This is a genomic window from Embleya sp. NPDC127516, from assembly GCF_044765325.1.
GTDB lineage: Bacteria > Actinomycetota > Actinomycetes > Streptomycetales > Streptomycetaceae > Embleya.
In genome coordinates this window covers 1-11,949 of record NZ_JBIWJT010000021.1, presented here as the reverse complement: position 1 = coordinate 11,949, position 11,949 = coordinate 1, and the positions used below count along the sequence as shown (strand labels likewise).

Annotated in this window: 10 protein-coding genes and 2 pseudogenes; 9 read left to right on the top strand and 3 right to left on the bottom strand. The window is 71.5% G+C overall.

From position 1 onward, the window contains the following. Window position 1: 1 nt before the first annotated feature. The 5 genes from ACIRL2_RS33780 to ACIRL2_RS33760 all read left to right on the top strand — a co-directional run bounded on the left by ACIRL2_RS33780 (window position 2) and on the right by ACIRL2_RS33760 (window position 5,222). Window positions 2-1,030, top strand: coding sequence for an ABC transporter ATP-binding protein (locus ACIRL2_RS33780; RefSeq protein ID WP_402237252.1), 1,029 nt, complete (start codon window positions 2-4; stop codon window positions 1,028-1,030). Further along, complete coding sequence (locus tag ACIRL2_RS33775; RefSeq protein ID WP_402237250.1) at window positions 1,027-2,031, top strand: ABC transporter ATP-binding protein; 1,005 nt, start codon at window positions 1,027-1,029, stop codon at window positions 2,029-2,031. The genes ACIRL2_RS33780 and ACIRL2_RS33775 overlap by 4 nt, the downstream gene beginning before the upstream one ends. Beyond that, entirely contained in the window at window positions 2,028-3,221 is a 1,194-nt protein-coding gene (locus ACIRL2_RS33770) for an amidohydrolase family protein (RefSeq protein ID WP_402237247.1), read from the top strand. The genes ACIRL2_RS33775 and ACIRL2_RS33770 overlap by 4 nt, the downstream gene beginning before the upstream one ends. Window positions 3,222-3,319: 98 nt before the next feature. After that, a complete protein-coding gene (locus tag ACIRL2_RS33765; RefSeq protein ID WP_402237244.1) occupies window positions 3,320-3,763 on the top strand; it encodes a DUF4440 domain-containing protein in 444 nt (147 codons plus the stop codon). A gap of 454 nt (window positions 3,764-4,217) precedes the next feature. After that, the gene (locus ACIRL2_RS33760; RefSeq protein WP_402237241.1) at window positions 4,218-5,222 is read left to right on the top strand and encodes a LysR family transcriptional regulator; all 1,005 of its coding nucleotides are present in this window, start codon (window positions 4,218-4,220) and stop codon (window positions 5,220-5,222) included. Here ACIRL2_RS33760 and ACIRL2_RS33755 read toward each other — a convergent pair. Together ACIRL2_RS33755 and ACIRL2_RS33750 are read right to left on the bottom strand one after the other, a co-directional pair. Next, window positions 5,196-5,795 carry a GNAT family N-acetyltransferase gene (locus tag ACIRL2_RS33755; protein WP_395870026.1) on the bottom strand — a complete coding sequence of 200 codons (600 nt, stop codon included), beginning with the start codon at window positions 5,793-5,795 and terminating at the stop codon, window positions 5,196-5,198. The two genes, ACIRL2_RS33760 and ACIRL2_RS33755, sit on opposite strands and share 27 nt — an antisense overlap. A gap of 137 nt (window positions 5,796-5,932) precedes the next feature. Then, window positions 5,933-7,141 carry a hypothetical protein gene (locus ACIRL2_RS33750; protein ID WP_402237238.1) on the bottom strand — a complete coding sequence of 403 codons (1,209 nt, stop codon included), beginning with the start codon at window positions 7,139-7,141 and terminating at the stop codon, window positions 5,933-5,935. Window positions 7,142-7,608: 467 nt separating this feature from the next. Here ACIRL2_RS33750 and ACIRL2_RS33745 point away from each other — a divergent pair, with 467 nt between their 5' ends. The 3 genes and pseudogenes from ACIRL2_RS33745 to ACIRL2_RS33735 all read left to right on the top strand — a co-directional run bounded on the left by ACIRL2_RS33745 (window position 7,609) and on the right by ACIRL2_RS33735 (window position 10,264). Beyond that, the gene (locus tag ACIRL2_RS33745; protein WP_402237236.1) at window positions 7,609-9,009 is read left to right on the top strand and encodes a 2-oxoadipate dioxygenase/decarboxylase family protein; all 1,401 of its coding nucleotides are present in this window, start codon (window positions 7,609-7,611) and stop codon (window positions 9,007-9,009) included. 53 nt (window positions 9,010-9,062) lie between these two features. Then, a pseudogene (locus ACIRL2_RS33740) lies at window positions 9,063-9,629 on the top strand (aldehyde dehydrogenase family protein); the annotation flags it as partial. Between the two features lie 77 nt (window positions 9,630-9,706). Further along, window positions 9,707-10,264, top strand: a complete 558-nt coding sequence (locus ACIRL2_RS33735) for a GNAT family N-acetyltransferase (protein ID WP_395870022.1) — start codon at window positions 9,707-9,709, stop codon at window positions 10,262-10,264. A 121-nt stretch (window positions 10,265-10,385) separates the two neighbouring features. On the opposite strand, the gene ACIRL2_RS33730 is transcribed toward ACIRL2_RS33735, so the two are convergent. Further along, complete coding sequence (locus ACIRL2_RS33730) at window positions 10,386-10,574, bottom strand: DUF397 domain-containing protein (RefSeq protein ID WP_395870020.1); 189 nt, start codon at window positions 10,572-10,574, stop codon at window positions 10,386-10,388. Window positions 10,575-11,167: 593 nt separating this feature from the next. Here ACIRL2_RS33730 and ACIRL2_RS33725 point away from each other — a divergent pair. Next, a pseudogene (locus ACIRL2_RS33725) lies at window positions 11,168-11,949 on the top strand (Fe-S oxidoreductase); the annotation flags it as partial.

Genomic DNA, 11,949 nt, shown 5'->3' with positions numbered 1-11,949 from the left:
CATGAACGACACCCCGACCCCGCCGGTCGCCGACGACGAACCGCTCCTGGCGATCCGCGACCTCGTCGTGGAACTGCCCGGACCCGACGGCGAACGACTGCGCGCCATCGACGGCGTCGACCTGACCGTGGGCCGCGGCGAGATCGTCGGCCTGGCCGGCGAGAGCGGCTCCGGCAAGACGATGACCGCGCTCGCCCTGCTCGGACTGCTGCCCCAGGGCGGCAGCGCGAGCGGGCGGATGCTCGTCGAGGGCCAGGACGTCTTGACCATGACGCCGCGTCAGGTTCGCGACCTGCGCGGCAACCGGGTGGCGATGGTCTTCCAGGACCCGATGACCTCGCTGCACCCGATGCTGAGCATCGGCAAACAACTCACCGAACACCTGCGCCACCACAAGAAGTTGGACAAACGCGCGGCCAACGCCCGTGCGGTGGAACTGCTCACCACGGTGCGCATCCCCGACCCCGAGCGGGCGCTGCGCCGCTATCCGCACCAGTTTTCCGGCGGCATGCGCCAGCGCATCGCCATCGCCATCGCGCTGGCCTGCGACCCGGCGCTGCTGCTCGCCGACGAGCCCACCACCGCGCTCGACGTCACCGTCCAGGCCGGCATTCTGCGCCTGCTGGACCGGCTGCGCCGGGAGAACGGCCTGTCGGTGCTGATCATCACGCACGACCTCGGTGTGATGTCCGCGCTCGCCGACCGCGTGAGCGTGATGTACGCGGGCCGGATCGTGGAGAGCGGGCCGCGCGCGGACGTGTTGCGCGAGCCGCGACACCCGTACACCCGGGGCCTGTTGGACGCGCTGCCGCACCCCGACGGCGGCACCGCGGCGCTCGTGCCGATCGTCGGGGCGCCGCCCAAGCTGGGTCAGGCGCCCGGCGGATGCGCGTTCCACCCGCGCTGCCCGCACGCGGTGGACGGTTGCCGACAGGAGCGCCCGCGACTGCTGGCGCTGACCCCCACCCACGCCGGGGCCTGCCCGATCGACCCGCTCGCCGTCGCCGCTTCGAAGGTGGATAGCCGATGACCTTGTCCTCCCTCACCTCCACCATCGCCGTCACCTCCAAGGACATCGGGCTGACGCTGCGCGAAGTGAGCGTGTCCTACCGTTCGCCGGGTCGGCCCGCCGTGCGCGCCGTGGCCGGAGTGAGCCTGAGGGTGCAACCGGGGCAGGTGGTCGGCCTGGTGGGCGAATCCGGCTGTGGCAAGTCGACCCTGGGCAAGGCCGCGGTCGGCCTGCTCAAGCCGTCCTCGGGCGCCGTCGAGTTCGACGGACGCCCGGTCGCCCCACTCGGACTGCGCTCGCGCCCGACGAGGCAACGCGGCCTCCAGATGGTCTTCCAGGACCCGTACGCGTCGCTGAACCCGCGCCGCCGGGTCGGCGAACAGATCTCCGACGCGGTGGTCCTGGCCGGCGGCACCCGCGACAAGGGCCGCGGCGTGGCCCGCGAACTGCTCGAACGGGTCGGCCTGCCGGCCGAGTTCGCCGATCGCTTCCCGCACGAGTTCTCCGGCGGCCAGCGCCAGCGCATCGCCATCGCCCGGGTGCTCGCCGCCGAACCCACCTGCATCGTCGCCGACGAGCCGATCGCCGCGCTGGACGCCTCCGCGCAGGCGTCGGTGGCCAACCTGCTGCTCGAACTGGCCCGCGAGCGCAATGTGGGCCTGCTGTTCATCTCGCACGACCTTTCCATCGTGCGGCAGATCGCCGACACGGTCGCGGTGATGTACCTGGGCACCGTCGTGGAGAGCGGCCCCACCGACCAGGTCTGGACCGAGCCGCGCCACCCGTACAGCAAGGCGCTGATCGCGGCCGTGCCGCGCGCCGACGGCAGCGGCGAGTTGCCCGTGGACCTGCCCGGCGACGTGCCCGACCCGGCCTTCCCGCCGGCCGGCTGCCGATTCCACCCCCGGTGCCCGATCGCGGTCGACGCCTGCGCGGACGACGAACCCGTGCTGGTCGAGTTCCTTCCGCGCCGGCGCGCCGCGTGCTCCGTCCTGGCGCCGAACCTCAAGAAAGTCGGGTGAGCGCACTCATGTGGCTGACCAACTGTCACATCGTCGACGTGGTCACGGGCGAGGTGCTTCGCGACCGCAGCGTGCGGGTCGAGGACGCGACCATCGACGAGGTACGCGCCGCACTGCCGCCGAACGCGAACGCGCACGACCTGGGCGGCCGGTACCTGCTGCCGGGGCTGATCTCCTGCCATTCGCATCTGTCGGTGGTCTTCCCGTTCTCCGACACGCGCGAGGACGAGTCGCCCGGTCTGACCGCGTTCCGCGCCGCCCAGCGCGCGCACGACGCGCTGCGGGCCGGTATCACCACGCTGCGCTGCGTGCACGAGCAGAACCAGATCGACCTGGTGTTGCGCGACGCGCAGCGGCGCGGCTGGATCCAAGCGCCGCGGATCTTCGGCGCCGGCCGTGCGTTGTCCACACCGCACGGGCACGGCGAGGGCGCGGACTGCTCCTACGCGAGCGGCCCGGACGGCTTCTACCGCGCCGCGCTCGGCGAACTGGCGGCCGGCGCCGACCACCTGAAGATCTTCATCAACTCCGGTCTGGCGCGCGAGGGGGAGGACTTCGAACACGCCGAGATGACCGACGAGGAGATCGCCGCCACGGTCAGGGCCGCCCACGAGCACGACGCGTACGTGGTCGCCCACTCCGGCGAGTCGGCCGCGATCCGCGCGGCCCTGGCCCAGGGCGTGCGCTCCTTCGAGCACGCGTACGCGCTCGACGACGACACGGCGCGGCTGCTCGCCGACCGGCGCGCGTTCGTGACCCCGACGTTGTGCGTAACCAACTCGGAGGGCTGGATGCGGGAGAACCGCTTCGAGGAGGCCTCGATCGCCAACGCGCAGAACGCGATCGAACCGCATCGGGAGAGCTTCCGCCGCGCGGTCGCGGCCGGCGTACAACTGGTCAACGGCACCGACATCCCGCCCGCCGACCTGGTCGAGGGCGTGCCGGCGGCGGTGTACGAGATGTTCCTGATGGCCCGGGGCGGCCTGGACAACCTGCGCGTGCTCCAGTCGGTGTCCACCACCGCGGCGCGACTGGTGAAGGCCGAGGACCGCCTGGGACAGGTCGCGCCCGGCTTCACCGCCGACCTGATCGCCGTCGACGGCGACCCGCTGCACGACATCTCGGCGCTCGGCCGGTTGTCGTTCGTCATGCAAAGCGGCCGGATCGTCCGCGAGGACCTGGCGGCCTGACCGTCGCGGGACGCGGTCCGGGGGGTACACCTCGCCGGCCCCCACCCGTCGCCGCGTCCGCGACCCGACCCACCCCCGACGCAAAGGACACTCGTGCCATGACCGACGCCGCCCCGCGCGACACGCACCGACCCGCAGGGTCGGCCGAGGACCGCGCCGCCGTGTGGAGCGCCCTGCTCGACATCTACGCCGGCTTCACGGCCGGCGACCGCGAGCGGATCGACGCCCGCATCCACCCCGACGCCACCATCTGGGACTCGGCCGCGCCGGAACTCCTCTTCGGCCGGGCCGACCTGGACCGGATCCGTGCCGCGCGACCGGTCGGCCCGGACGCGCCCGTGGTCACCGGGATCCACGCGAGCGACGAGGTGATCGACGTCTGGGGCGACACCGCGCTGGCCCGCTACACCCTGCGGGTCGACTTCGCTTCCGCCGCCGACGGCTCGACGCCGCCCCCCGAACACATCCGCAACACGGCGGTGGCGCGACGGTTCGACCAGGCCTGGTTGGTGGTGCACAACCACGAGGACCTGCTCGCGTAGTCGAGGATGCCCGGTCGGCGACGGGTCGTGCCCCGGAGCCGATCGGGCGCCCGCCCACGCGCTCCTCCCGAGCGCGCCGGCAAACCGGCCCGGAGCGCTGCGGCGCGGCGTGCCGCGCTCGGCCGGAGCGCGCCGTGCACGAACTCTCGGCCTGTATCGCCGACATGATCGTGCGCCTGGAACTCGTGGAGACGAACCGGCGCTACCGCACGGCGCTCGGAAGCCGACCGATCGCCCACCGGGTCGGCGCCGTACCGATCGCCACCACCCGTACCCGAGTCGAGGCGCGTCGGCGAGCCGGGTGGGCACCCCGAACGCGCGAGCACCGTGACCGTCGGCCGCCCCTGCCTCCCGACCGGTGCCCCATTGTTCAGGCTGTGTGAACGATGCGGGAGGATTGTCTACGTCAGGTGATGGATCCGGGGAATGGGTGGGGACGATGGAACGCGCGGAGATGGAGATATTTCTGACGCTTTCCGAGGAGTTGCACTTCGGGCGCACCGCCACGCGCCTGTATGTGTCCACTGCCCAGGTGAGCACCACGATCAAGAAGATCGAGCGGCGCCTCGGCGTCACCCTGTTCGAACGCACCAGTCGGCGGGTCGAGCTGACCACCGTCGGACGCGGGCTGCGTGACGACCTGGTGCCGCTGTACGAGGGCATCCAGCGCGCGATGGACCGCGCCGAACTCGCCGGGCGGGGCATCACCGGCACGCTCACCGTCGGGTTCATGGGCATTCAGGCCGGGCGCTTCGTGACCGCCGCGCGAGAGGTCTTCGAGCGGCGCAACCCGGACTGCGCGGTGCACGTCGTGGAGACCCTCCTGCACCACCATGTGGGACAACTGCGCGACGGCGACGCCGACCTGTTGCTGATCACGCTGCCGGTCGACGAGCCCGACCTGACGATCGGCCCGGTGATCACGCGCAGCGTCAGGTACATGGCACTGCCGGCGAAGCATCGCCTCGCGGGACGCGACATGCTCTCGTTCGAGGATCTGGCGGGGGAGGCGTTCGTCACGATGGCCGACTCGGTCCCCGGATCCTGGGCCGACTTCCATACGCCCCGCCGGACCCCCGCCGGGCGGGTGATCGGGCGGCGCGGCGAACCGTGCGCCACGTATCCGCAAGCGCTGGCGCAGGTCGCCGCCGGGCGGGCGATGGTGCCCGGTGACGCACAACTGCCGATGTTGTACCAACACCCCGAGATCCGCTTCGTCCCGGCTCCCGACATGCCGCCGATCGAGCACGGCCTGGTCTGGCGTTCCCGCGACGACGCGGACACACGCATCCGGGCTTTCTCCGACGTCATCCTGGAGATCGCGCCCGCGCTGGCGGTACCGGGCACGATCGCCGCTTTCCGCGGCGCCGACGACGAGCCGGAGTCGGCGGCGTCCCGAGTCGGGCGGGGCCGAACAGTGGTCTCGGGTCGCTCAGCGGGTGAGCGGGCGCCGGGGTGATGAGCCCGGTCCGCCGGGCGTGGAGCCGCGCAGCACGACGTCGGGGCCGTGGCCGAGGGAGAGGGCCATCCGGATGTCGTCGAAGCGCTCGTTGTCGATCTCGATGACGTTGGGCAGGCGACCCCAGACGGTGAAGCCGAGCTCCTCGTACAACTCGATCGCGCCGTGGTTGTTGCCCCGGACGCCCAGCGCGAGGGTCTCGATCCCGGCCCGGCGCGCGTTGTCTATCAGGGCCGTCATCAGCAGGCGCCCCAGGCCCAGGCCGCGGCCGGCCGGGTGTGCCATCACCTTCTCCACCTCGGCGGTGTGCGCGAAGACCGGCTCTGCTCTGCGCCGCCACAGGCCGGTCGCCCGCACGGCGCCATCCACCAGGGCGACGATGAACGCGGCGTCGCCGGCCCGGACGGCGGCGAGGGCGTCCTCGAGCCAGGCGTCGGTGGCGGGCTTGGCCGGCGGTGTCAGGTAGCCGATCGCGCCGCCGAGGCGCGCGACGTCGTGGAAGACGTGATGGACCTCGGTGCGCAGCCGAGCGTCGGCAGCGGTGGGCAGGAGCAGTTCGATCTTCGGTGCCATGGTCGCCCATTCTCGCGAGTCGACGTTCGCGGGTGCGCACCGGCCCGAGGCGCGGCGGCGGATGTCGGCCCGGCGCGTGCCGGGCGGCCCCGGGCGGTTGCGCCGGAGTGTTCGGGGCGACTCGGCGGCGGTGCCCGTCAGCGCGTTCGCCGGGTCGTCTGGCGCGGGATGTGCGGCCTGCGGGCGGCGAGTTGCTCGGCGAGTCGCAGGTTGCGGGCGTGGGTCAGGCATTGGCGCATCCACAACGCGGCCACGATGGAGCCGGCGACGCCCAGGGTGAACCGGTCGGGTCGGTGGCCGGCGAGCGTGTGGGCACAGACGATGGCCACGCAGGCGAGCACCGGGACGCATACGGTCAGCGCACCGGTGGCCGCCCGGCAGCGTACGGTGATCGCGGTTCGGGTGCCGGCGCACAGGCAGGCCCCGAACGTGATCATCAGCATCCCGGCGATCCGGGTCGCCGCCGAGAGCCGATCCGTGCAGGTGGCCGTCGCGTGCCCGAGCGCGTCGAGGCCCTCGACGCCGATCACCACGGCGGGTACGAGCGCGACCAGGGTCGCGGCGGCTCGGCGCCCCCGCACGGGCCGGGCGCACAGTACCGGCGCCAGGCAGAACAGCAGCATGTCGACGCACAACCACCCCACCATCACCCACGTCACCGTGGTGGGTTCGTGTCGGTGTTCGCCGGCGGCGCAGTGCCGGGCGAGGGCTTGGCCCAGGGCGACCACCGAGGCGCCGATCAACCACGTGTCCAGGGCCGTGCGCACCCGGCGCGCGCACGCGCCCTCGAAGCGGGCGAGGACGGTCAGTTGCCGGACCGCTACGCCGACGGTGATGGCGAGGGCGATCGCGAGGAAGGCGAGCAGCGGCCACAACAGGGCGCGGGAGGGCGCGGCCGCGGGCGGGAAGGACAGGGTCTGCACGGTCCCCACGGCGATGGCCAGGAAACCCTGGACGGTCAGCCGCGGCGGCGTCGATCCCAGGTCGGAGCGCGCGAGTACGACGAGGGAGACGGCGGCGAGAACGAGCGCGAGGGTGGCCGATCCCGGTTGGCCGGCGGCTCGGGTCCAGGCGACGGCGATGCCGACGCCGGCGACGCCGAGGGCGATGGCCGCGAGGACGACGGGGCGTGGACGGATGCGGCCCGCCCGGATGGCGGCGGACCGTGGTTCGTCGTGCGGGGCGGGGCCGGATGCGGATTTCGACGTGCGTGGCGTGATCGGCTCCTGGTTCGTACGACCGCCGAAGTCGGTGCGTGCGCAGGCCGGCCCCGGGGGTGCTTGTCGAAGCGTGTGGGTCGCGGATCGGCTTCGGAGCGGATAACGAGGCTTTCGTGCCCGGCACACGCCGACCCCCGGGTATTCATCCCAACGAGGAGAACCATCACCCTTGCGAGCGACCCTGCCGAAGTGTGGACGGATGCCCGATCAGGAGCATCGGGTCGTTGAAGAGCGAAATTGATCGATGATGCGCGAGTTTTTGCTTGCTCGAAGGTCTTCGGTGATTGTCTGGTCATCGCTGAAGCGACAAATCATCGTTGCGTAGGAGCGCACACTCCGTGTCTTGTCAAATCCGTGCAGTGTCGGCGCCGTGCATCCGCCGCGAAGCCGCCGCGTCGCGATCGCTTCGCCCGGACGGCGCACCACGGTCGGGCCCGCGGGCGCGGCGTGCGCCGGGGCGGGCGTGGCGGCGAGATGGTGGGAGTGCGCACGCCCGGCGCGTGGGTACGACTGGGAGGTCGAATGATCCACGGCGCGAGGTCTCGACCTCGACGCCGACCCGGCTCCGGCCGCCGACCGATCGAGGAGCACTCATGGGGACCGTACCCGCCTGGCGCTTGCGGGCCGCCTTCGCCCGCCGTCTGTCGGACATGTACGGGACCGAAGTCCCGGCCTACACCACGCTGTCGGCCGCCGTCGCGGAGATCAACGAGGACGTCTCGCGGGTCGACGGCGACGCCGGTCGACTCGGCGGCGTGGAGCGGGTCGCGGCGGAGCGGCACGGGGCGATCCGGGTCGGCACACCCGGCGAACTGCGGCAGGTCGCGGCGATCTTCGGCGCGATGGGGATGCGTCCCGTCGGCTTCTACGACCTGCGCGAGGCGAGCAGCAGTTCGGTACCGGTGGTGTCCACCGCGTTTCGGCCGACCGAACCGGCGGAGTTGGCGCGCAATCCCTTCCGGGTCTTCACCTCCCTGCTCACCAGCGCCGATCGTCGCTTCTTCGACGAGGATCTCCAGACACGTCTGGAAGCCTTCCTCGCCCGGCGTGAACTCTTTCCCGCCGAGCTCCTGGAACTCGCGGATCGGGCCGAGCGCGACGGCGGGCTCGATCCGGAGCCGGCCGAACGTTTCCTCGCCCTGGCCGTGGACGCCTTCCGGTTGTCCTCCGACCCGATCGACGGAGCCTGGTACCGGGAACTGGCCCGGGTGTCCGCGGTGGCCGCGGACATCGGCGGGGTGACCGGTACGCACATCAACCACCTCACGCCGCGGGTGCTGGACATCGACCGGCTCTACGCGGAGATGGGCCGGCGCGGGATCACCATGATCGACGAGATCCAGGGCCCACCCCGCTGGGACGGCCCCGACGTGCTGCTGCGGCAGACCTCCTTCCGGGCCCTGGAGGAGAAGCGGCGGTTCCGCAGCGCCGACGGCGGCACGGAGTTCGGGACACTGCGGGTCCGCTTCGGCGAGGTCGAGGCCCGCGGCATCGCGCTCACCACGACCGGCCGGGCGCTGTACGACGACCTGATGACCGAGACCGACCGGCGGGCCGCCGGGGTCACGGCGGTGGACCGGGCCGAGCTCGCGCGTGCGGTCTGGACCGCGCGCTTCCCCCGCACCGAGCGCGAACTGGCCCTGAACGAGCAGGCGTTCTTCACCTACCGGGCGACGGCACCGGAGCGTCGCCCGACGGAGCGGCAGCCGCCGCAGGACCTCGCCGCACTCCTGGACGAGGGCTGGATCGAGGCCGAGCCGATCGTGTACGAGGACTTCCTGCCTCGCTCCGCCGCCGGAATCTTCCAATCCAACCTGACCGACGCGGGCACTCGGGACGCCACCCGCTCCGGCACGCACTACGACCGGCCCTGGCTGGCGGAGACCATCGGCCGACCCGTACAGGACCCGATCGACCTCTACGCCGCGCAGCGGGACACCTCCCTCGCCGAGGCCCGCACCGAGTTGGCGGTGCCACCCTCCGCACCGGCGTGATTCCCGCACACCCGCGACGCCGCGACCGGCCGCGGCCCCGAGCAGGAGACGACATGCCCGATTCCGCTGCCCGCCTCCCCGACACCGAGGCGCAGCGGGCACGGGCCGACGCGTGCCTGCGTCGCTGTGGGGCCGCGCCCGGACCCGACGCCGGGGACGTGGTCGTGCGTACCCCGATCACCGGTGGCGTGCTGCGCAGGCTCGTCTCCTCGACGCCGGAGCAGGTGAGCGAGGCCGTCACGGCCGCGCGGCGGGCCTACGAGACCTGGCGTACGACACCGGCGCCCGGTGCGCGGGGCACTGGTGAAACGCCTGGGCGAGTTGCTCGCCGAACACCGGGAGGACGTGGCCGAGCCGATCACCCTGGAGGGGGCAAGATCCGGACCGAGGTGCGCGGCGAGGTACAGGAGATGATCGACGTCTGCGAGTTCGCGGTCGGCCTCTCCCGGCAGCTCTACGGGCGCACCATGCCCTCGGAACGGCCCGGGCATCGGCTGTCCGAGTCGTGGCACCCGCTGGGCGTGGTCGGCGTCATCTCCGCCTTCAACTTTCCGGCCGCGGTGTGGTCGTGGAACACCGCGCTCGCGCCGGTCTGCGGTGACGCCGTGGTGTGGAAACCGTCCGAGCCGACCCAAGATCGTCCTAGAATCCGCATGATCGATCGGCGATCCTGCACGGTCATTGCGGAAGGACGGGAATGTTCGCGCTATCCCTGGGCGACGGAGCCGAGTTGCGGCCGCTGGAGCCCTGGCGGGCCGAGGAGTTCCTCGCCCACATCGACCGCGGCCGGGATTTCATCGGTCGATACGTCGGCCTGCCCGACGTCGCGGCAGACCTCGATTCCGCCCGGAAGTGGCTCCAGGGCTACGCGGACAAGACCGCCGCCGACGCCGGTCGGGTGTATGGCATCTGGGTCGACGGACTCCTCGTGGGCGGCGTGCTGTTCCCGACCTTCGACGTGGCCGCGGGCAACTGCGAGGCCGGTTGCTGGCTGGAACCGACCGTCGCCGGCCGCGGGCTGGCCACTCGCGCGGCCCGGGTGATCATCGACTGGGCGATCCGGGAACGCGGCATGCACCGGGTGGAGTGGTTGGTGCCCGCCGAGAACACCCCGAGCATCAACGTGGCCAAGCGCCTGGGCATGAGCCGCGAAGGAGTCCAGCGGCAGAACTACCCCTACCGAGGCGTGCGCCAGGACACCGAGATCTGGTCGGTCCTCGCCCCCGAGTGGCGCGCCGCGCACGAAGCCTCGTAGCGGCGCGCCGCGCAAGCCTGGTAGCGGCGCGCCGTACGCGCGAACCCGAACTGGCAGCGTTCGCGAACCCCGGGCGAAGGCACCCGTGCGCGGGTGCCCCCGCCCGGGCGACGGCCTCGGGTCAAGCGCGCTTGAGTCCGTCCACGAACGCCGTCCAGGCGGTTCGTGCCACCGGGATCTGCCGCCCGTCGGGGCCGGCCTTGGAGTCGGCGACACGGATGTCCCCGTCATCCGGGCTGCGCCACTGCACACAATTCTGATGCTGCGAATAACTGCTGGTGGTCCAATCAGCGGGGGGAGAGACGGCCATTCGGGACCCTTTCTCGTGAAGATCGGACGAGCCGGAGCGAAGTACCCGAATCGCTCCGCACTTTCACGATTTCTCGGAGTGACCGCCAGGTCAAGCGTTTGCGAGCGGCCATGCGGGGACGGTGCCGAGGTCGGTGCCCGGTGCACGTCCATACCCGCTGGTGGAGCCGGTCGAAGCCGCCCGGGAGCAGGTTCGGCGCGAACCCGAATTCGAACCGATCGGCACGACCCGACCGAGGACGCGCATCGCATGTGACGCTCGCAGTTCGGTTGAGCGCCGAGGGTTTCGATCCCGTGCCCGGATGACGACGGCGCGATGCCGGGACCTGTTGCGGATTTCGACGCTCCGACATGGCAGCATGCATGCTGACTGATCTGACGGTGCGTCACACAACTGGCGAGCCGGCCGGTCGGATCGGAACGTGCGGCGCGGTCGGGGCGAAGCGGGCGAAACCCGCGAGGTCGGCGGTGTCGGGCGGGCCGATATCATCGACGCAGTGGTCAAGTTACCAATGGGTAGGGCGCCCGAGCGGCCTTGCCCAGTCGGCCGATACACGCCCCGGAAGGGACGTCCCACCGGAGGAGCCGAACAGCATGCAACTCGCAGGGATCGTGATCTCGCTGCTGATCAGCGTGATCGGGTTCGCCCTACTCGGGCGCACCGCCGCCTACATCTACTCGTTCGTCAAACTCGGGCAGCCCGTGCGCGGCCGGACCAACGCGGCCGGCACGCGTCTGCGCACGATGCTCACCGAGACCATCGGGCATACCCGGATGCTCCGTTGGGGCATCGTCGGTGCCGCGCACTGGTTCGTCATGGTCGGGTTCGGCGCGCTGATCCTGACCCTGGTGAACGCGTACGGCCAACTCTTCTCGCCAAAATTCGCGCTGTGGGGTCTCGGGCACTGGGACGTGTTCGAGGTCTTCACCGAGTTCATGGGCCTGATGACCATCGTCGGCATCCTGGTGCTGATCGCGATCCGGCAGTCCTCCCATCCGCGCCGGCCCGGTCGCAAGAGCCGGTTCGCCGGGTCCAGGTTCGGCCAGGCGTACTTCGTCGAGTTCGTGGTCGGCTCGGTGGGCGTCTGCATCATGATGCTGCGTGGCCTGGAGGGCGCGCTGGCGGGAGTCGACGCGTACGAGCCGGGCTACTGGGTGAGCTACCCGTTGGTGGTCGCGTTCGCGGACCTCTCCGACGGCACGCTGGAGAACCTGATCTTCATCGTCGCCACGGTCAAGATCGTCATCTCGATGACGTGGGCGATCACCATCGGACTCAAGCCGAGTATGGGTGTGGCCTGGCATCGGTTCCTGGCGTTCTTCAACATCTATTTCAAGCGTGATGCCGATGGTGGTGTCGCGTTGGGTGCGTTGGC